14 protein-coding genes and 2 pseudogenes are annotated in these 19,726 nt (G+C 72.8%); 11 read left to right on the top strand and 5 right to left on the bottom strand.

Features of this window, described 5'->3' with window-relative positions; genetic code table 11:
- Window positions 1–5: 5 nt before the first annotated feature.
- On the bottom strand, window positions 6–2,102 hold the full coding sequence (locus tag D7I43_RS09385; RefSeq protein ID WP_120328023.1) for a S9 family peptidase: 2,097 nt from the start codon (window positions 2,100–2,102) through the stop codon (window positions 6–8).
- A 118-nt stretch (window positions 2,103–2,220) separates the two neighbouring features.
- Between D7I43_RS09385 and D7I43_RS09380 the strand changes: the two genes are divergently transcribed.
- On the top strand, window positions 2,221–3,576 hold the full coding sequence (locus tag D7I43_RS09380) for an FAD-binding oxidoreductase (RefSeq protein ID WP_120328084.1): 1,356 nt from the start codon (window positions 2,221–2,223) through the stop codon (window positions 3,574–3,576).
- 33 nt (window positions 3,577–3,609) lie between these two features.
- On the opposite strand, the gene D7I43_RS09375 is transcribed toward D7I43_RS09380, so the two are convergent.
- Window positions 3,610–5,694 (bottom strand): SpoIIE family protein phosphatase, encoded by a 2,085-nt coding sequence (locus D7I43_RS09375; protein ID WP_120328022.1) that lies wholly within the window; start codon window positions 5,692–5,694, stop codon window positions 3,610–3,612.
- Window positions 5,695–5,902: 208 nt separating this feature from the next.
- Between D7I43_RS09375 and D7I43_RS09370 the strand changes: the two genes are divergently transcribed.
- Together D7I43_RS09370 and D7I43_RS09365 are read left to right on the top strand one after the other, a co-directional pair.
- The gene (locus D7I43_RS09370; protein ID WP_120328021.1) at window positions 5,903–10,267 is read left to right on the top strand and encodes a HAMP domain-containing protein; all 4,365 of its coding nucleotides are present in this window, start codon (window positions 5,903–5,905) and stop codon (window positions 10,265–10,267) included.
- Window positions 10,264–10,818 carry a response regulator gene (locus D7I43_RS09365; RefSeq protein WP_120328020.1) on the top strand — a complete coding sequence of 185 codons (555 nt, stop codon included), beginning with the start codon at window positions 10,264–10,266 and terminating at the stop codon, window positions 10,816–10,818. Before D7I43_RS09370 ends, D7I43_RS09365 begins: the two co-directional genes overlap by 4 nt.
- Window positions 10,819–11,002: 184 nt before the next feature.
- Here D7I43_RS09365 and D7I43_RS09360 read toward each other — a convergent pair whose 3' ends face one another.
- The gene (locus D7I43_RS09360) at window positions 11,003–11,338 is read right to left on the bottom strand and encodes an STAS domain-containing protein (protein WP_120328019.1); all 336 of its coding nucleotides are present in this window, start codon (window positions 11,336–11,338) and stop codon (window positions 11,003–11,005) included.
- A gap of 151 nt (window positions 11,339–11,489) precedes the next feature.
- On the opposite strand from D7I43_RS09360, the gene hemL reads away from it, so the two are divergent.
- From hemL to ccsB, 7 genes and pseudogenes are all read left to right on the top strand, one after another.
- On the top strand, window positions 11,490–12,827 hold the full coding sequence (gene hemL, locus D7I43_RS09355) for a glutamate-1-semialdehyde 2,1-aminomutase (RefSeq protein WP_120328018.1): 1,338 nt from the start codon (window positions 11,490–11,492) through the stop codon (window positions 12,825–12,827).
- Window positions 12,828–12,831: 4 nt separating this feature from the next.
- Window positions 12,832–13,479, top strand: coding sequence for a histidine phosphatase family protein (locus tag D7I43_RS09350; RefSeq protein WP_120328017.1), 648 nt, complete (start codon window positions 12,832–12,834; stop codon window positions 13,477–13,479).
- Complete coding sequence (locus D7I43_RS09345; protein WP_120328016.1) at window positions 13,479–14,045, top strand: TlpA family protein disulfide reductase; 567 nt, start codon at window positions 13,479–13,481, stop codon at window positions 14,043–14,045. Before D7I43_RS09350 ends, D7I43_RS09345 begins: the two co-directional genes overlap by 1 nt.
- A complete protein-coding gene (locus D7I43_RS09340; RefSeq protein WP_120328015.1) occupies window positions 14,045–14,908 on the top strand; it encodes a cytochrome c biogenesis CcdA family protein in 864 nt (287 codons plus the stop codon). The genes D7I43_RS09345 and D7I43_RS09340 overlap by 1 nt, the downstream gene beginning before the upstream one ends.
- On the top strand, window positions 14,908–16,572 hold the full coding sequence (gene resB, locus D7I43_RS09335) for a cytochrome c biogenesis protein ResB (RefSeq protein ID WP_120328014.1): 1,665 nt from the start codon (window positions 14,908–14,910) through the stop codon (window positions 16,570–16,572). Before D7I43_RS09340 ends, resB begins: the two co-directional genes overlap by 1 nt.
- Window positions 16,572–16,733, top strand: a pseudogene (locus tag D7I43_RS34340) (c-type cytochrome biogenesis protein CcsB); the annotation flags it as partial. The gene resB and the pseudogene D7I43_RS34340, both read left to right, overlap by 1 nt.
- A 69-nt stretch (window positions 16,734–16,802) precedes the next feature.
- Window positions 16,803–17,558, top strand: a pseudogene (gene ccsB / locus D7I43_RS09330) (c-type cytochrome biogenesis protein CcsB); the annotation flags it as partial.
- Between the two features lie 87 nt (window positions 17,559–17,645).
- On the opposite strand, the gene D7I43_RS09325 reads toward ccsB, so the two are convergent.
- Entirely contained in the window at window positions 17,646–18,119 is a 474-nt protein-coding gene (locus tag D7I43_RS09325; protein WP_120328083.1) for a MarR family winged helix-turn-helix transcriptional regulator, read from the bottom strand.
- 79 nt (window positions 18,120–18,198) lie between these two features.
- Here D7I43_RS09325 and D7I43_RS09320 point away from each other — a divergent pair, with 79 nt between their 5' ends.
- The gene (locus D7I43_RS09320; protein WP_240032869.1) at window positions 18,199–18,759 is read left to right on the top strand and encodes a carboxymuconolactone decarboxylase family protein; all 561 of its coding nucleotides are present in this window, start codon (window positions 18,199–18,201) and stop codon (window positions 18,757–18,759) included.
- Between the two features lie 13 nt (window positions 18,760–18,772).
- Here D7I43_RS09320 and D7I43_RS09315 read toward each other — a convergent pair whose 3' ends face one another.
- Window positions 18,773–19,588: an alpha/beta fold hydrolase gene (locus tag D7I43_RS09315; protein WP_120328011.1), complete on the bottom strand. Its 816-nt coding sequence runs from the start codon at window positions 19,586–19,588 to the stop codon at window positions 18,773–18,775.
- Window positions 19,589–19,726: the final 138 nt, after the last annotated feature.

Genomic DNA, 19,726 nt, shown 5'->3' with positions numbered 1-19,726 from the left:
CGACGTCAGGCGCGGCCGAGCCGGTCGAGGATCCAGGCGTTGACGAACGCCTCCTCGCGCCACGCGTCGTACCGGCCGCTCGGGCCGCCGTGGCCGGCGCCCATCTCCGTCTTGAGCAGGTAGTCGCCCTGCGGCGCGGTGGCCCGCAGCCGGGCGATCCACTTCGCCGGCTCGTGGTAGAGCACGCGGGTGTCGTTGAGGCTGGTCACCGCGAGGATCGCCGGGTAGTCGACGTCCGCCACGTTCTCGTACGGCGTGTACGACTTCATGTACGCGTACACCTCCGGGTCGTCGAGCGGGTTGCCCCACTCCTCCCACTCGGTGACCGTGAGCGGCAGCGACGGGTCGAGGATCGAGGTGAGCGCGTCCACGAACGGCACCTGCGCGACGATCCCCGCGAACGCGTCCGGGGCGAGGTTCGCCACGGCGCCCATCAGCAGCCCGCCGGCCGACGCGCCACGGGCGACCAGCCGGTCGCTCGACGTCCAGCCGGCCTTCACGAGGTGCCGTGCGCAGGCCACGAAGTCGGTGAACGTGTTCTTCTTGGCCAGCAGCTTGCCCTGCTCGTACCAGCGCCGCCCCAGCTCGCCGCCGCCCCGGATGTGCGCGACCGCGAAGATCACGCCACGGTCCAGCAGCGACAGCCGGGCCACGGAGAACCACGGATCCATGCTGGCCTCGTACGAGCCGTAGCCGTACAGCAGGCAGGGGGTGGAGCCGTCGCGGGGCGTGCCCCTGCGGAAGACCAGGGAGATGGGTACGCGGGTGCCGTCGTCGGCGAGCGCCCAGTCGCGCTGCATCTCGTAGTCGTCCGGGTCGTACGGCCGCCCGTCCGGCCCGGGCAGCACCGGCTTCCGCTTGCGCAGCACCATCCGGCGGGTCACCAGGTCGTAGTCGTAGACCGAGTCCGGGGTGACCAGCGACGAGTAGCGCAGGCGGATCTGCCCGGTGCGGTACTCCGGGTTGGCGTCCAGGCCGACGCTGTAGAGGGGCTCGGGGAAGTCGATGTCGTGCGCGTCGCCGCCGCCGATCGGCAGCACCCGCAGCCCGGTCAGCCCGTTGGTCCGCAGCGAGACCACCAGGTGGTTCTCGAACGCGTCGACCGCCTCGAGGCGGGTGCCCGGCGAGTGCTCGATCAACGGCACCCAGTCGCCGGGCGCGTCCGCCGAGGTGTACGCCAGCGCGAAGTCCTCCGCGCCGTCGTTGTGCAGGATGAGGAACCGGTGGCCGTGGTGCTCCACCGTGTACTCCACGCCCTGCCGTCGGGGCGCCACGACGGCGGGTACCCCGGTCGGGTTGCCCGCCGGGATCACCCGCACCTCGCTGGTGATCTTGCTGTGGATGTCGATGACGATGAACTTCTCCGAGCGGGTCAGCTCGACACCCACCCAGAAGCGCTCGTCGTCCTCCTGGTGGACGACCACGTCCTCGGCGGAGGGGGAGCCGATGACGTGCCGCCAGACCCGGTACGGCCGCCACGCCTCGTCGACGGTCACGTAGAAGAGCACCGACGCGTCAGCGGACCAGGCGGTGCCGTAGAAGGTGCCGGGCACCTCGTCGGGAAGCAGTTCCCCGGTGGCGAGGTCCTTGACCCGCAGGGTGAACCGCTCGTCGCCGGAGAAGTCGGTGGAGTACGCGAGCCACCGCCCGTCGGGGCTGACGTCGAACGCGCCGAGGGCGAAGAAGTCGTGCCCGTCGGCCAGCACGTTGCCGTCGAGCAGCACCTCCTCGCCGTCGAGCGGGGCGCCGTCCGCGCTGACCGGCGGCTCGGTCTCGCCGTCGCGGACCGCGCGGCGGCAGTGCACGCCGTACTGCTGCCCCTCGACGGTGCGCGTGTAGTACCAGTAGCCGCCCTTGCGGGTCGGCACCGAGAGGTCGGTCTCCTGCGTACGCCGGCGGATCTCCTCGAACAGCCGCTCGCGCAGCGGCGCCAGGTGTGCCGTACGCGCCTCGGTGTACTCGTTCTCGGCCGTCAGGTACGCGATCGTGTCGGGGTCGTCCTTGGTGGCCAGCCAGGCGTACTCGTCGACGACGGTGTCGCCGTGGTGCGTGCGCTCGGCGGGCACCCGCTTGGCGACGGGCGGGGAAGTCTCGGTGGTCACGGCGCCACGTTACCGGCCCGTCGGGGGTGCGTTCCGGATGCGGACGGCACAGGCGCCTGTTCCGCGCGCGGTCGCAAATCCGCCACCTCCGCTTTCGAACATGTGTACGATGGCCGACATGGCGGCAGCAGCGAGTTCCACCGATCGACCCGGCGCCCTCGACATCACCCAACGACTGACGGAGATCTGCGGGCCGCCCTTCGCCCGGTTCGCCGGGCCCGCCGACGAGGTGGCCGGTCGCGCCGCCCGCTGGGTGGCCGTCCCGGGCAGCCCGCACGCGGCGGCCGAGGTGCTCCGGCTCGCCGCCCGACACGACCTCACGGTGGTGCCCCGCGGCGCCGGCACGAAGATCGATTGGGGTGCGGCGCCCGAGCAGGTCGACATCCTGCTCGACACCGGCCGGCTGGCCGGCATCGGGCACCAGCCGGTCGGCGCTCCGGTGGCCGAGGTCGGCGCGGGCACGCCGCTGCGGGCCGTGCAGGCCACGTTGGAGCGCACGGGGCAGCGGCTCGCCGTCGACGCGCCCTCGCCGGGGGCCACCGTGGGCGGGGTGCTCGCCGCGGGCGAGGCCGGTCCGCTGCGGCACCGGCACGGCGCCCCCTGCGACCAGCTCGTCGGCCTCCGCTACCTGACGGCCGAGGGCGAACTGGTCAGCGCCGGTGGCGGGGTGCCCGGGCTGGACCTGGCCCGGCTGCTCTGCGGCTCGCAGGGCGCGCTCGGCGTCCTGGTCTCCGCCACGCTGCGGGTGCAGCCCGTGCCGGCCAGCCGGCTGTGGGTGTCCCGTCCCGTGTGGACGCCGCTGGAGGTGCACGACCTGGTGCGGGCGATCCTCGCGGCGCGGCTCGACCCGGCCGCCATCGAGCTGGACCTTCCCGGCGACGCGCGGCCCCGGCCGAGGATCCGACCCGACGACCCGGCCGCCGCGGCGCGGGCGCGGCACCCGTCGATGGCCGGCCGCGCCCGCGTACCGTCGCGGGCCGGCAGCCTCGTGGTGCTGCTGGAGGGCGGGCCGGCGGACGCCGCCGAGCGGGCCGAGCGGCTGGTCGCCCTCCTGGACGGCGAGGCGACCGTCACCCACTCGCCCCCGCCGTGGTGGCGGCGGTACCCGTTCGCGCCGGGCGACACGGCGCTGCGCATCGAGGTGCCGATCACCGACCTGCACGCGGCCGTCTACGCGCTGCGCGACGCGGCCGGCGCGCCCGTGCCGGTACGCGGTTCCGCCGGTCTCGGCGTGGTGCACGCCGCGCTGCCCGGGTCGCTCCCCGCCGACCGGGTCGCCTCGATCCTGGCCGCCGTCCGCGGCGTGCTGCTGGCGCGCAAGGGGCGCTGCGTGGTCCTGTCCGCGCCCCCGACGGTCCGCCGGGCCGTGGACCTGTGGGGTGAGCTGACCGGCCTGCCCCGGTTGCGGGCGGCCAAGGCCCACCTCGATCCGCACCACCGGCTCGCCCCCGGCCGCCTCCCCGGCGGCGGCTGACCCCCGTCCCGCCCGGCTGCCGGCCGGCCGCCGTCAGGCGGCGTCGTTGCGCAGGACGAGGATCGCGATGTCGTCGCGGGGCGCCTCGACCGAGAAGTTCAGCGCGGTGGCCCGCAGCCTCGCGGCGACCACGTCGGCCGAGTAGCCGGCCAGCGGCACGGCGGCCTCGCGGAGACGCTCGGTGCCGAAGAGTTCCCGTCCGCGCCGCCGCTCGGTCACGCCGTCGGTGTAGAAGACCAGGGCGTCGCCCGGACCGAGGGGGACGTTCGCGCTGGGCGTGCTGATCGTGTCGAGCAGGCCGAGCGCGGTGCCGCCGGTGCCGACGAACCGGCCGCCGCCCGCGCCCCGGAGCAGCACGGGCCGGTCGTGCCCGGCCAGGTGCAGGGAGACGTCCAGCCGGTCGCCGTCGCCGGGGCCGACCGCCGCGAGGGCCAGCGTGCAGTACCGCCCACCGCCGCGCTCGACGAGCGTCTCGTTGAGACGGGCGAGCACCTCGGGCAGCGGCTTGCCGTCGCCGACCAGTACGCGGATCACGTCGCGGACCAGCCCGGTGACGGCCGCCGCCTGCACGCCCTTGCCGGAGACGTCACCGATCACCACGAGCCACCGCCCGTCCGGCAGGGGCACCACGTCGTAGAAGTCGCCGCCCACGTCGGCGTCGCCGCCGGCCGGGACGTACTCGGCCGCGAAGCCGATCCCCTCCACGACGGGCAGCACCGGGGGCAGCAGCGACTGCTGGAGCGTCTGGGCGACCCGGCGACGCTCGGCGTGGATCCGGGCGTTCTCGATCGCCAGCGCCGCCCGGCGGGCCACGTCCTCCAGGACGGCGAGCTCGTCCGGGTCGTGCCGGTGCCGCTGGTGACGGCCCACGGCCAGGGTGCCGAGCCGCTGGCCCCGGGCGATCAGGGGGACGGCGAAACCCTCCATCGGCCCGCCGAGCGGCACCTGCGCGGCGCTGCGGGACGCCTCGCGCAGCCGCGCCTGGATCGAGTCCGGGCCGGTCTCGGCGAGCACCTTGTGCAGCTGCGGCAGGACCGACTCGTCGGCGTGGGTCGCCGCCGCCAACCGCAGGCGTCCCCACTCGTCGGTCGTGTGCACCGCGCACCACTGCCCGAGCCGGGGCACCACCAGTTGCGGGACGAGCGCCATGGTCAACTCGACGTCGAGCGACTGGGCGAGCAGTTCGCTCGCCTCGGCGAGGAAGGTCAGCCACGCCTGCCGCCGGACGTCGGCTCGGCGGAGGCGGTCGTTCTCCAGGTGCAGCGACAGCCGCTCGGCCGCGAGCACCGCCAGCGGCCGGGCGTACGCCGACGGCGCGGCGTCCAGCTCCAGCTCGCCGGTGTACGGGCGGTGCACGGTCAGCGGCACGTGGAGCAGTTCGTTGCCGGCCCGGGGCTGCCGCCCGTAGCGGGCGAGCACCTGCGGCCCCGTGCCGTCGCCCCGGTCGAGCCGGATCAGCCCGCCGGCCGCGCCGACCATCTCGGCCACCCGCGTGAGCAGGCTCGTCGCGAAGTCGGGCAGCGGGTCCTCCGCGTACGGGTCGGGGCCGATCTGCATCAGCTCGCTCACGGCGGCGGCGCTCGACGCGGAGCTGGCCTCCGGCGACGGGTCGGCGCTCCCGGTGGCGCCCGGCGTGGCCAGCGCGCCGACGGCGGGCTCCTCCGCGGTCCCGGCTCCGGCGGTCCGGTCGAGCCGGAACCAGACGCCCTTGCCGCTCGGCAGGTAGGTGGTGCCCCACCGGCTGGCGAAGTGGTCGACGAGCAGCAGGCCGCGACCCCGCTCGGCGACCTCGGCGATCTCGTGGGCCTCGTTGCGGACGCCGACGATCAGTTCCTCGACGGGCCCGGAGGCGAAGTCGGAGACCGTGACGGTCAGCCCGACATCGTCCGCGACGACCTCGATGTCCAGGTCCGTGCCGGCGTGCTCCACGGCGTTCGTGGTGAGCTCGGTGGTGAGCAGCAGTGCCTCGTTGAGCAGTTCGTCCAGGTGCGCCTCGGCCAGGACGGAGCGGACCAGGGCGCGGGCGGCCGCGGGCGTACGCCGGTCGGCCGGCAGGCGGACGCGCCGGAGGTGCCCGTCCGGGCCCCCGGCCGCCGCGGGCCTCGTCTCCGCCGACACCCTCGTATCCTCCACCGCCGGCCCGGTGGCTGCCAAACCGGTGCCGGCCACGACCGGCGGGAAGCGCGGCGTGCTGGCCGGGCGGCCCGGGCCGCCCGGCGTGTGGCGCGTGGGCGCTGGCCCTGGCACCAGCGGCTCCACGGGCACAATATGGGGATGGCCGGCATCTCGGCACGAGCCGGTCGCCCCCGAGCGGAGACGAGGAAGAATGACCGCGGTGAAGCAGTCGGTGGCGGATCCGTCCGCGTCCGACCACGAGGCGTTCCTCGACGAGTTGACCGACGCGCTGCGGCGGATGCGCCGTGGTGACCTGAAGGTCCGGTTGCCCCGGCGCGCCGGGCGGGTCGGGGAGGTCGCGGACGCCTTCAACGAGGTCGTGTCGCTCCAGGAGCGGCAGCACCTCGACCTGAAGCGGATCAGCCGGGTCGTCGGCCGGGACGGCCGGCTCACCGAGCGGCTGGACGAGGAGGGGCTGGACGGCTCCTGGGCCGAGAACCACCGTGCGGTCAACTCGCTCATCGACGACCTGGGGCGGCCCACCACCGAGATCGCCCGGGTGATCGTCGCCGTGGCCGACGGCGACCTGTCCCAGCACATGGCCATGGAGATCGACGGCCGGCCGCTGCGCGGTGAGTACCTGCGGATCGGGCGCACCGTGAACACGATGGTCGACCAGTTGTCGTCGTTCGCCGACGAGGTGACCCGGGTGGCCCGCGAGGTGGGCACGGAGGGCAAGCTGGGCGGCCAGGCCGACGTGCGGGGCGTGGCCGGCACCTGGAAGGACCTCACCGACTCGGTGAACACCATGGCGTCGAACCTGACGGGCCAGGTGCGGTCGATCTCCCAGGTGGCCCGGGCGGTCGCGAAGGGCGACCTGTCGCAGAAGATCACCGTCGGGGCGCGCGGCGAGGTCGCCGAACTCGCCGACACGATGAACTCGCTCACCGACACCCTGCGGCTCTTCGCCGAGCAGGTGACCCGGGTGGCGCGCGAGGTGGGCACCGAGGGCAAGCTCGGTGGCCAGGCGGAGGTGCCGAACGTCGCGGGCACCTGGAAGGACCTGACCGACAGCGTCAACTCGATGGCGTCGAACCTGACGGCGCAGGTGCGCAACATCGCCCAGGTCTCGACCGCGGTGGCCCGGGGCGACCTGTCGCAGAAGATCACGGTCGCGGCCCAGGGCGAGATCCTGGAGTTGAAGAACACGGTGAACACGATGGTGGATCAGCTGTCGTCGTTCGCCGACGAGGTGACGCGGGTGGCCCGTGAGGTGGGCATCGAGGGCAAGCTGGGTGGTCAGGCCCAGGTCCGCGGCGTCTCCGGGACGTGGCGTGACCTCACGGAGAACGTCAACCAGCTCGCCGGCAACCTCACCGCGCAGGTGCGGAACATCTCGCAGGTGTCCACGGCCGTGGCGAAGGGCGACCTGTCGCAGAAGATCACGGTCGACGCCCAGGGCGAGATCCTGGAGCTGAAGAACACGGTGAACACGATGGTGGATCAGCTGTCGTCGTTCGCCGACGAGGTGACGCGGGTGGCCCGCGAGGTGGGCACCGAGGGCAAACTCGGCGGCCAGGCGCAGGTCAAGGGCGTGTCGGGCACCTGGCGCGACCTCACCGACAACGTGAACTCGATGGCGTCGAACCTGACCAGCCAGGTCCGCAACATCGCCTCGGTCACCACCGCCGTCGCGAAGGGCGACCTGAGCCAGAAGATCACCGTGGACGCCCGGGGCGAGATCCTGGAGTTGAAGAACACGGTGAACACGATGGTGGACCAGCTGTCGTCGTTCGCCGACGAGGTGACGCGGGTGGCCCGTGAGGTGGGCACCGAGGGCAAGCTGGGCGGTCAGGCGCAGGTCAAGGGCGTCGCCGGCACGTGGCGCGACCTCACCGACAACGTGAACTCGATGGCGTCGAACCTCACCGCGCAGGTGCGCAACATCGCCCAGGTGTCCACGGCCGTGGCGAAGGGCGACCTGTCGCAGAAGATCACGGTCGACGCCCAGGGCGAGATCCTGGAGCTGAAGTCGACCGTGAACACGATGGTCGACCAGTTGTCGTCGTTCGCCGACGAGGTGACGCGGGTGGCCCGCGAGGTGGGCACCGAGGGCAAGCTCGGCGGTCAGGCGCAGGTCAAGGGCGTGTCGGGCACCTGGCGCGACCTCACCGACAACGTCAACTCGATGGCGTCGAACCTCACCGCGCAGGTGCGCAACATCGCCTCGGTCACCACGGCCGTGGCGAAGGGCGACCTGAGCCAGAAGATCACGGTCGACGCCCAGGGCGAGATCCTGGAACTCAAGAACACCATCAACACGATGGTCGACCAGCTGTCGTCGTTCGCCGACGAGGTGACCCGGGTCGGCCGCGAGGTCGGCATCGAGGGGCAGCTCGGCGGCCAGGCCCAGGTCAAGGGCGTCTCCGGCACGTGGCGGGACCTCACCGAGAACGTCAACCAGCTGGCCTCCACGCTGACCACCCAGCTGCGGGCCATCGCCCAGGTCTCGACGTCCGTGACGCGCGGCGACCTGACCCAGCGGATCAACGTCCAGGCGCAGGGCGAGATCGCCGAGCTGAAGGACAACATCAACCAGATGATCGTCACCCTGCGGGAGACGACCAAGAAGAACGCCGAGCAGGGCTGGCTCGACTCCAACCTCGCCCGGATCAGCGGTCTGCTCCAGGGACAGCGCGACCTCGGCGAGGTCTGCCGGATGATCATGATGGAGGTCACGCCGCTCGTCGACGCGCAGCTCGGCGCGTTCTTCCTGGTGGACAACTCCGAGGGCAGCATGCGGCTGCGGCTCACCGCCTCGTACGGGTACGTGGCGCGCGGGCAGGACGTCACGTTCGGGCCGGGTGAGGGGCTGGTCGGGCAGGCGGCGCTCTCGCGCCGGACCATCCGGGTCAGCGCCTCTCCGAACGGCTCGCTGACGCTCCGCTCCGGGCTCGCCAGCACGCCCCCCGCCGACCTCGTGGTGCTCCCCGTGCTGTTCGAGGGGGAGCTGCTCGGCGTGATCGAGTTCGCCAGCGTGGTGCCCTTCTCCGAGCTGCACCTGTCGTTCCTGGAGCGCCTGGTGCTCACCATCGGCATCGCCGTCAACACCATCCAGGCCAACCGGCGTACGGAGGAGCTGCTGGCCCAGTCGCAGCGGCTGGCGCACGAGCTCCAGGAACAGTCGGCGGAGCTGCAGCGCACCAACGCCGAGCTGGAGGAGAAGGCCACCCTGCTCTCCGAGCAGAAGGGCAACATCGAGATCAAGAACCGGGAGATCGAGCTGGCCCGGCTGGGCCTGGAGGAGAAGGCGCAGCAGCTCACCCGCGCCTCGGCGTACAAGTCGGAGTTCCTGGCGAACATGAGCCACGAGCTGCGTACGCCGCTCAACTCGCTGCTCCTGCTGGCTCGGCTCCTCGCCGAGAACTCGGAGCAGAACCTCACGCCGAAGCAGATCGAGTTCGCCCGTACGATCCACAGCGCCGGTTCCGACCTGCTCTCGTTGATCGACGACATCCTCGACCTGTCCAAGATCGAGGCCGGGCGGATGGACATCGAGCCGACCGAGGTCCGGTTCGACGAGATCCGCGGCTACGTCGAGCAGGCGTTCGCGCCGCAGGCCGAGGACAAGGGGCTCGACTTCCAGGTGCGGGTCAGCAAGGATCTGCCGCCGTCGCTCGTCACCGACGCGCAGCGGTTGCAGCAGATCCTGCGCAACCTGCTCTCCAACGCCGTGAAGTTCACCGACAACGGCGCGGTGACCCTGCGGATCGCCCCGGCGGCCGAGAGCGCCGTCTTCGACGTGCCGACGCTGACGAACGCCCGTCAGGTGATCGCGTTCACCGTGATCGACACCGGCATCGGCATCTCGGACGACAAGCTGTCGATCATCTTCGAGGCGTTCCAGCAGGCCGACGGCACGACGAGCCGCCGGTACGGCGGCACGGGCCTGGGCCTGTCGATCAGCCGCGACCTGGCCCGGCTGCTCGGCGGCACCATCACCGTGACCTCGGCGCCCGGTCAGGGTTCGACGTTCACGCTCTTCGTACCGGACGTGCTGGCGCCGGACGCGGTGGTCGCCCCGCTGCCGCCGTCGCCGTCCCGGGCCGGTCTGCCGTCGTCGCTGCTCATGCCGCCGCTGGAGGTGCCCGAGCCGGCGCCCGGGCCGACCAGCCGCCAGCTCGACGGCGCGACCGTGTTGATCATCGACGACGACGTCCGGAACGTCTTCGCCCTGACCAGCGCGTTGGAACTGCACGGGATGACCGTGTTGTACTCGGACAACGGGGCGGACGGCGTCCGCCTGCTGGCCGAGCATCCGGAGGTGGACATCGTGCTGATGGACGCCATGATGCCGGACCAGGACGGGTACGAGACGACCCGCCAGATCCGTCGCAACCACCGCTTCGCCGACCTGCCCATCGTCTTCCTGACCGCGAAGGCCATGCCGGGCGACCGGGAGTCGGCGCTGGCGGCCGGCGGTAGCGACTACATCACGAAGCCGGTCGACCTGGACGAACTGATCGAACTCATGTCGTCCTGGATCAGCGGCAGCCGGACCGAGGAGAACTCGTGACCCAGATGGCCAAGGCGCTGCTCGTCGACGACCGCCGGGAGAACCTGATGGCGCTGGAGGCGATCCTCCAGGGCCTGCCGGTCCAGGTGGTCGCCGTGGAGAGCGGCGAGGCGGCGCTCAAGCAGTTGCTGGTGGACGACTTCGCGGTGATCCTGCTGGACGCCCAGATGCCGGACATGGACGGCTTCGAGACCGCCGGGCACATCAAGCGCCGGGAGCGGACCCGGCACGTGCCGATCATCTTCCTCACCGCCGCCGACCGGGACGCCCAGCTGGCCCTGCGCGGCTACCAGGTCGGTGCGGTCGACTACCTCACGAAGCCGTTCGACCCGTGGGTGCTCCGCGCCAAGGTCTCCGTCTTCGTCGAGCTGTGGGTCAAGACCCGGCAGCTCGCCGCCCAGTCGGAGCTGGTGCGGGAGCGTGAGGCGCAGTGGCGGATGCTGACCGACGCGGTCGACGAGGCCACGGCCCTGCTGCGCAGCGACGACCCGGACGCGCGCGACCGTGCCGCGGACCTGCTGGAACAGGCCCGCTGGGGCGCCCCGGCCTGACCCGCGCACGCGCCCTCCGCGCCCCGCGTTCCTTCCCGTGATCATGAGGTTGGCGGGCACTGACGGGGCACGTCGCCCCGTCAACCTCATGATCACCGGGCAGACGGGCGGGCAGACGGGCAGACGGGCAGACGGGCAGACCGGGGGCGCGGTGGGCGGCGGCCGCCGGGTCGGGCAGGGGTCGTCAGCTGGCTGGCTGGTCGTTGCGGATCATCAGGGCCGAGCGGAGGCCCGTGATGTCCAGGACGCGCAGCAGGAAATCGCCCACGTGGGTGAGGACCAGGAGGCTCTGGGCGTGGCTCGCCTTGCGGCTGAGCACGACCAGCGTGCCCAGGCCCTGGGAGTCGCAGAAGGTGACACCGGCGAGGTCCAGCACGATCCGCGGCGGCGGATCGGTGAGCACCTCGTTCACGACGGTCGAGAGCTGGGCGGCCGTGAGCATGTCGATCTCACCGGCGAGACGCAGCACGACCTCGTCACCCGTCCGGTGTAGCGTGATGGACAGTTCGGCACGATCCACCCGGCCAGCCTAACGCGATCCGATCGACCCGGCCTGCCGAGGAGCGACCCCGCCCCTGCCGGGTGGCGAAGTCCCGTGCCGGGTGAGCCCGGTAACCCCTGGCCGGGGTGCCTGCCGGTTCGCCGGTCGGCGCTGACACAATGGCGGCATCGTGACCGATACCGTTTCCGCCGGATCCGGCCGCTACCCGGCCGACGCGCCGGCCTCCGAGGCCCTGTTCGACCGCGCCCGCGCCCTCGTGCCGGGCGGGGTCAACTCCCCCGTGCGCGCGTTCCGTGCCGTCGGCGGCACCCCGCGCTTCATGGTCCGGGGGGAGGGGCCCTGGCTCTACGACGCCGACGGCCGGCGCTACGTCGACCTGGTCTGCTCCTGGGGGCCGCTGATCCTCGGTCACGCCCACCCCGAGGTGGTCGCCGCCGTGCAGGCCGCCGCGGCAGGGGGCACGAGCTTCGGCACCCCGACGCCGGGTGAGGTCGAGCTGGCCGCCGAGATCGTCGACCGTACGCCGGTCGAGCAGGTCCGGCTGGTCAACTCGGGCACCGAGGCCACCATGTCGGCCATCCGGCTCGCCCGCGGCTTCACCGGCCGCTCCAAGATCGTGAAGTTCGCCGGCTGCTACCACGGTCACGTGGACGCGCTGCTCGCCGCCGCCGGGTCCGGCGTGGCCACCCTGGGCCTGCCCGACTCGCCCGGGGTCACCGGCGCCGCGGCGAGCGAGACGATCGTGCTGCCGTACAACGACCTGCGGGCGGTGGAGGAGGCCTTCGCCGCCGAGGGCCCGCACATCGCCGCCGTGATCACCGAGGCGGCCGCCGGCAACATGGGCGTCGTCGCCCCGCGTGACGGCTTCAACCAGGAGCTGGCCCGGATCGCCCACGCACACGGCGCGCTGCTCATCGTCGACGAGGTCATGACCGGGTTCCGCGTGTCCCGCTCCGGCTGGCACGGCCTCGACCCGTGCGACGCCGACCTCTGGACGTACGGCAAGGTCATGGGTGGTGGCCTGCCGGCGGCGGCGTTCGGCGGGCGCGCGGAGATCATGGCCCGGCTCGCCCCGGCCGGTCCGGTCTACCAGGCGGGCACGCTCTCCGGCAACCCGCTGGCCTGCGCGGCGGGCCTCGCCACCCTGCGGCTGGCCGACGACGCGCTCTACCGCCGGCTGGACGAGACGGCCGCCGCCGTGAGCAAGCTGGCGTCCGACGCGCTGGCCGCCGCCGGGGTCCCGCACCGGCTGTCGTACGCGGGCAACATGTTCTCGATCTTCTTCACGGACGCCGACGTGGTCGACTACGACAGCGCGCGGACCCAGCAGGTGCCGGCGTTCAAGGCGTTCTTCCACGCGATGCTCGCCGGCGGCGTCTACCTGCCGCCGAGCGCGTTCGAGGCCTGGTTCGTCTCGGCGGCGCTGGACGACGCCGCCCTGGAGCAGATCGCCACCGCGCTGCCGACGGCGGCGCGGGCGGCGGCAGCGGCGGGTCACGGGGGGTGACGCGGTGAGCAAGACGGTGGTCCACGTGCTCCGGCACGGGGAGGTGCACAACCCGGACCGGATCCTGTACGGGCGCCTGCCCGGTTTCCGCCTCTCGGAGCTGGGTGTGCAGATGGCCAAGGCCGCCGCGCAGGTGCTCGCCGAGCGGGACGTGGTGCACGTGGTGGCCAGCCCGCTGGAGCGCGCCCAGCAGACGGCCGAGCCGATCGCCGCGCAGTTCGGCCTGCCGGTCGGGGTGGACGAGCGGCTCATCGAGAGCGCCAACTGGTTCGAGGGCAAGCGGGTCTCGCCCGGCGACGGCTCGTTCCGCGACCCGCGCAACTGGTGGGTGCTGCGCGATCCCGTCACCCCGTCGTGGGGCGAGGCGTACCGGGCGATCGCCGAGCGCATGTTCGCCGCGCTGCACGCCGCCCGGGTCGCCGCCGAGGGACGCGAGGCCGTCCTGGTCTCGCACCAGCTGCCCATCTGGACGCTCCGCCGGTACGTCGAGCGCAAGCGGCTCTGGCACGACCCGCGCAAGCGGCAGTGCGGGCTCGCGAGCCTCACCTCGTTCCACTTCGACGGGGCGAAGGTGGTCGGCATCGGCTACTCGGAGCCCGCCGCCCACCTGGTCGCCATGTCGCCGACCGCACGGACGGCCAAGGGGGCCTGATGCGCGCCCGGAGGTGGACCGCCGGTCTGCTCGCCACCGTCGCCGCGGTGGCGCTGGCGGGTTGCACGTCGAAGAGCCAGGAGAAGACGTGCGCGACCACCCCGGAGGGCGTCATCGAGTGCGCGCCCGACCAGCGGTCCGCGCCGCCGAAGATCGCCGGTGAGCTGCTCACCGGCGGCAACTACGACGTCTCGCAGGCCCGCGGGCAGGTGGTCGTCCTCAACTTCTGGGGTTCGTGGTGCGCGCCCTGCCGGGCGGAGGCGGACGACCTGGAGGCCACCTACCAGGCGACCAAGGGCTCGGGCGTCACGTTCCTCGGCATCAACGTGCAGGACAGCAAGGACAAGGCGCTTGCGTTCGAGGAGGGCCGGGTCACCTACCCGAGCATCTTCGACCCGCCGAGCCGGCTGGCGCTCGCCCTGGATATCCCGCCGAACACGATCCCGGCCACCGTGGTGCTCGACCGGGAAGGTCGGATCGCCGTGGTGATCCGGGCCGCCGTACGGCAGGAGGGCCTGCAACCCATCGTCGAGCGGATCGCCGCCGAGCAGTCCGGTGCACGCTGATGGGCGAGACGTTCCGGCAGGTCGCCCTCTCCGGCCCGCTGCTGCTGGCCATCGGCGCGGCGGCCCTCGCCGGCCTCGTGAGCTTCCTGTCCCCGTGCGTGCTCCCGCTGGTTCCCGGCTACCTCTCGTACGTCACCGGCCTGGCCGGCGCCGACCTGGAGGGCCGCGGCGCACGGACGGGCGCTCTCTCGACGCCCGAGGTGGAGGACGGGGCACCGGCTGACGGTTCCGGTGGCGGCGGGACGGCCACCGTCGTGCGCCGGCGGGCCACCGCGGTCGCCGCGGTCAAGGGCCGGGTGCTCGCCGGGACGCTGCTGTTCATCGCCGGCTTCACGGTCGTCTTCACGGCCACCGCCGTGCTCTTCGCCAGCGTGGGGAAGGTCTTCTTCACGTACGAGCGGACGCTGGAGATCGTCATCGGTGCGCTCGTCATCCTGCTCGGGCTGGCCTTCGTCGGCCTGATCCCGGGCATGGAGCGCGAGTTCCGCATCCGGCGCCTCCCCGCCGCCGGGCTGCTGGGAGCACCGGTCTTCGGCGCCGTGTTCGCGTTGAGCTGGGTGCCGTGCGTCGGCCCCACCCTGGCCGCCGTCATGGGCATGGCCACGGTGAGCGGGCAGACCGACCGGGCCGTGGTGCTCGCCGTGGCGTACTGCCTGGGTCTGGGGATACCGTTCGTCGTCTTCGGGTTGGGCTTCCAGCGCCTGCTGGGCGTCTTCCGCGCCATCCGCCGGAACAGCCGCTGGGTCACGCGGGTCGGCGGCGTCCTGCTCGTGCTCATCGGGCTCGCGCTGGTCACCGGAGGGTGGACGAACATCGTGATCTGGTTGCAGACCACCGTCGGGGTGGGTGAGGTGAGCATCTGATGACCGTCGTGGACGAGCGGCCCACCACCCCGGCCGAGGCGCCGCGCCGCCGCCCCAACCGGCTCCTGGCGCTGCTGCGCAACTCGTGGCGGCAGCTCACCAGCATGCGTACGGCGCTGGTCCTGCTCTTCCTGCTCGCGGTCGCGGCCGTCCCGGGCTCGGTGCTGCCACAGCGGAACATCAGCCCGGAGAAGGTCAACGAGTACTTCGTCGAGCACCCCGACCTGGCTCCCCGGCTCGACCGGATCGGCGCCTTCGAGGTCTTCGGCTCGGTCTGGTTCTCCGCGATCTACCTGCTGCTGTTCACCTCGCTGATCGGCTGCATCACGCCCCGGATGCGTGACCACGTCCGGGCGCTGCGGTCGAAGCCGCCGGCCGCCCCGAAGCGGCTGGACCGGCTGCCCCAGCACGCCGTCCTGCCGCTTCCCGAGGGGGGCGTGCCGGCGATCGTCGAGGCGCTGCGCCGGCGCCGCTGGCGGGTCGCGGTGCGCGGCAACGAGGTCTCGGCCGAGAAGGGCTACCTCAAGGAGACCGGCAACCTGGTCTTCCACATCTCCATGGTCGTGGTGCTGGCCGGCGTGGCGCTCGGCCACTGGTACGGCTGGAGCGGCAACCGGCTGCTGGTGGCCGGCGAGGACAACGCCTTCTGCAACACCCGCCAGCAGTACGCGGAGGCGAAGCTCGGGCCGCGGGTGGACAGCGCCCACCTGCCGGGGTTCTGCCTGGTCCTGGACCGGTTCGAGGCCCGGTTCCTCGAGTCGGGGCAGCCGGACCACTTCAACGCCACGGTGACCGTCGAGGAGCCGGGCAAGGCTCCTCGCAGCGCGGACTTCTCGGTGAACTCGCCGCTGCGGCTGGACGGCGCCAACGTCTACCTGCTCGGCCACGGGTACGCGCCGGTCATCCGCTACACCGACCGCTACGGCAAGAGCCAGGTCAGCGACGAGCCCTTCCTCACCACGGGCGACGCCGGCCTGACGGGCGAGGGACTGGCCGCGTTCCCGGACGCCAACGTCGACCCGAAGACCGGCCGGCGGGACTCGAACCTCCAGGTCGCCTTCACGGGGCTCTACCTGCCGACGGCGCCGGAAGCCCCGCCGTACGTGCGCTCGCAGTATCCGGCCGAGCGCAACCCGGCGCTCAACCTCGTCGCGTACCGGGGGAACCTGGGCCTCGACGCCGGCATCCCCGGATCGGTCTACGAGCTGGACGAGCGGCAGATCCGTACGGGCAAGGTGAAGCAGATCGGCGACAAGGTGCTCAGGCCGGGCGAGTCGTGGAAGCTGGACGACGGCACGACTGTCGAGTTCCTCGGCACCAAGCGGTACGTGACGCTCTCGGTGCGGCACGACCCCGGCTCGGGCCTGCTGCTGGTGAGCTGCGGGTTCCTGCTCGCCGGGCTGATGGGGTCGCTGTTCGGCCGCCGGCGGCGAGTGTTCTTCCGGGTGACGACGCCCGGAGATGCGGACCCCGCGGGCGAAACTCCGACGAGCGGTAGTAGTTTGGTCGAGGCCGGTGGGTTGCCGCGCACCGACTATCCAGGCTTCGCCGACGAGTTCGCGCAGCTCGTCGCCGCCGTGGGCGGTGGCGGGCGGCCGGACGAGGCGGCCGGCACGGGTCGCGACGGCCACGACCGGGCCGGGACGCGGGAAGGGACCGACTGATGTCCGCACTCTCCGACCAGCTGGTGACGTTCGCGATCCTCGCGTACCTGGTCGCGATGATCAGCCACGCCGTCGAGTACGCCCTCGGCAACGCCCGGCGGCGGTACGTCGTGGCGCAGCCCGCCCGGGAGCTGGTCGGCGCGGCCGTCGGCGGCTCCGGTGGCACGATCACGAAGGCCCCGGATCCGGCGCCGCGGGTGACGGGCGTGGAGGGCCGTCCCGTCGGCCAGGCGCGGATCGCCGGGCTGGTCGCGGTGGGCGCCACCGTGGTGGCCGCCGCGTTGCACCTGGCCGCCCTGGTCACCCGTGGCATCGCCGCCGACCGGATGCCGTGGGGCAACATGTACGAGTTCGTGCTGACGGTCACCTTCGTCGGCGTGGCGGGCTGGCTGGTGGTGCTCGCCAAGCGGCCGTCGCTGCGCAAGCTCGGCCTGTTCCTCACCCTCGTGATGGTGCTGCTGGTGGCGACCGCCGAGCTGGTGCTGTACGTGCCGGTGGTGCCGCTGGTCCCGGCGCTGAACTCGTACTGGTTCATCATCCACGTCTCCACCATCGTGTTCAGCTCCGGCATCCTCCTGCTCGGTGTGGTGCCGGCCGTGGCGTTCCTCATGCGTCGCGGCTACGAGGCGGGCAAGCGCAGCTTCCCGTACACGCTGGCCAAGCGGCTGCCGGCGGCGGCCGCGCTGGAGCGGCTGACGTTCGTGCTGCACGCCTTCTCGTTCCCGGTCTTCACGTTCGCGGTGATCGCCGGCGCGATCTGGGCCGAGGCGGCCTGGGGCCGGCCGTGGGGCTGGGACCCGAAGGAGACCTGGGCGTTCATCTCCTGGGTGGTGTACGCCGGCTACCTGCACGCCCGGGCCACCCCGAGCGTCAAGCGGAACGTGGCGACCTGGATCGCCGTGGTCGGCTTCCTCACCATGCTCATGAACCTGTTCGGCGTGAACATCTTCTTCACGGGCCTGCACTCGTACGGCGGCCTGAGCTGACCCTCGTCCGGGTCGACTGGTGATGGGTGACAGCGCAGCCGTCGCCGCCCCGGCGTGTCTGATGGCTACGCCGCCGACGATCCGGTGTCAGGTGCCGAACCAGCCGGGCACGTCGAGGCGGAAGACGTCGGCCGGGACCATGCGGCGCAGGTCGTCCTCGATGGCCGCGACCCGGTCGGGGCCAAGGGTGGCCGCCCAGCGGTCCCGGAGCTGGTCGAAGACGACAGCGGAACGGCGCAGCCCGTCCAGGCCCCGGTCGGTCGGCCGGACCAGCTTGCGCCGGGCGTCGGCGGGATCGTCGGCCCGTTCGAGGTAGCCGAGGGCGACCAGCCGGTCCACCGTCTTGCCGGCGGCCTGCTTGGAGACGCCCAGGCGTTGGCCCAGCTCGCTGGCGGTGGTGCCGTTGCCCACGGCCTGGAGCACGAAGCCGTGCAGGGGCCGCAGGTCGGGGTGCCCCTGCCGGGCGAGTTCCGCGTGCAGGTCGTCGATGAGCGTACGGAAGCCGGCCAGCAGCAGCAGGGGCAGGAGGAAGCCGGGCCGGTCGGGGTCAGGCGTTGCCACGTTCGACAACCACGTTTACTATTTCGTCAACCACGTTGACCATCGTACGTGGCGCCACCCCTCCGAGAGCAGGTCACCCGTGCCCGAGCACGTCTTCCCCACCCACACGCCCGACACCGCCCCGCCCGCCGCCCGCCAGACCATCGAGGGCGTCCGGCGGACGTTCGGCTACGTGCCCACCGCGGTCGCGCGGCTGGCCGAGTCACCGGAGACCCTCAAGGGCTTCCTCACCGTCAACAAGATCTTCGAGTCCTCGGGGCTGGCCCCGCTGGAGCGGGAGGTCGTCGTGCTGACCGTCGCCACCCGCAACGAGTGCCACGTCTGCGTGGCCCTGCACACCGCCACGCTGCACCGGCTCGGCGCCGCCACCGAGCTGGTCGACGGGCTCCGCGCCGGCACACCGCTGCCGGAGGCCCGGCTGGAGGCGCTGCGGCGGTTCGTGCTGGCCGTGCTGGAGCGGCGGGGCGCCGTCCCGGACGAGGACCTGCGGGCCTTCCTGGCCGCCGGCTACCAGCCCCGGCACGCCCTGGACGTGGTGCTCGGCGTCGGGGCGTACACCATCTCGACGTTCGCCAACCGTCTCGTCGACGCGCCGCTCGACGCCCCGCTGGCCGCGTACGCCTGGGAGCCCGCCGCCTGACCGCGCCCGGCGCTCAGCCCTCGGCGGCCACCCGGTCGAGCCACTCGCCCATCAGCGCGTCGAACAGGGCGGGCTGCTCGATCTGGAGGTTGTGCCCGGCGACGTCCAGCACCGCGAACGTCGCCCGCGGGTAGTGCGGCAGCAGCGCGAACTGGTCGAGGTAACCGGTGGCGTGGTCCTGCCGGCCGGTGAGGATCAGGGTCGGCCGGGCGAACGGCTCACCGCCCTCCGGATCCTCGCTGAGCGTCCAGCGCTGCCGGATGCGGGCCATCGCCGCCGTGTCCGCCACGTCGAGGCCCACGAGGATCTCCTCGCGGAACCGGCGCAACGTCTCCGGGGTCTGCACGACGGCCATGTCCGCGAACTCGGCGGCGGCCCGGGCGTCGGTCGCGGCGAGCAGGTCGGGATCGGGTCGCAGCACCTGCGGCGGCGGCACGCGGCGCTCCGCGTTCTCCACGGCGGTGCCGATGGGGCAGATCAGCGCGAGGCCGCGCACCTGCGCCGGCCGGGACCGGGCCAGCGCCCGCGCGAGGTAGCCGCCGTACGACTCGCCGACGAGCAGGAACGGCGTGTCCCCGAGGGTGTCGTCCACGAAGTCCTGCACGGTGGCGAGCACGTCGTCGGAGCTGGCGATCTCCGGCGGGGCGGGCGACGCGCCCATGCCGGGCAGGTCCGGGTACAGCCGCCGGTAGCCGGCGCGGCCGGCGAACACCGGTTCGAGGCAGCCGAGCATCAGCCGGTGGTCCGGTGTCCATCCGTGCAACGCCAGCACGGGGACGCCGGTGCCGTGCTCGACGGCGTTCAGGGTCACGGACGTACGGCGCGGCATGGCGGGACTCCCTCGTTCTCGTGCGGCAGCCCACGGATGGTGCCGTCCGGCACCGACAGCCGGGCCCCTCCGGGCGGTCGCTGTGGCGGACCTCACCGGCCTGCGGAACGTACGCGACCGGCCGGGGCGGCGGCACCC

The organism is Micromonospora globbae, assembly GCF_003610785.1.
Lineage (GTDB): Bacteria > Actinomycetota > Actinomycetes > Mycobacteriales > Micromonosporaceae > Micromonospora > Micromonospora globbae.
The sequence above is the reverse complement of the archived record's forward strand: the minus strand, read 5'-3'. Positions and strand labels throughout refer to the sequence as shown.

What these genes read in the sequence shown, in the direction of transcription:
- D7I43_RS09380 (WP_120328084.1), top strand. Translation starts at nt 2,221, where the DNA reads ATGGCGGCAGCAGCGAGTTCCACCGATCGACCCGGCGCCCTCGACATC.
- D7I43_RS09370 (WP_120328021.1), top strand. Translation starts at nt 5,903, where the DNA reads ATGACCGCGGTGAAGCAGTCGGTGGCGGATCCGTCCGCGTCCGACCAC.
- D7I43_RS09345 (WP_120328016.1), top strand. Translation starts at nt 13,479, where the DNA reads ATGCGCGCCCGGAGGTGGACCGCCGGTCTGCTCGCCACCGTCGCCGCG.
- D7I43_RS09340 (WP_120328015.1), top strand. Translation starts at nt 14,045, where the DNA reads ATGGGCGAGACGTTCCGGCAGGTCGCCCTCTCCGGCCCGCTGCTGCTG.
- resB (WP_120328014.1), top strand. Translation starts at nt 14,908, where the DNA reads ATGACCGTCGTGGACGAGCGGCCCACCACCCCGGCCGAGGCGCCGCGC.
- D7I43_RS09315 (WP_120328011.1), bottom strand. Translation starts at nt 19,588, where the DNA reads ATGCCGCGCCGTACGTCCGTGACCCTGAACGCCGTCGAGCACGGCACC.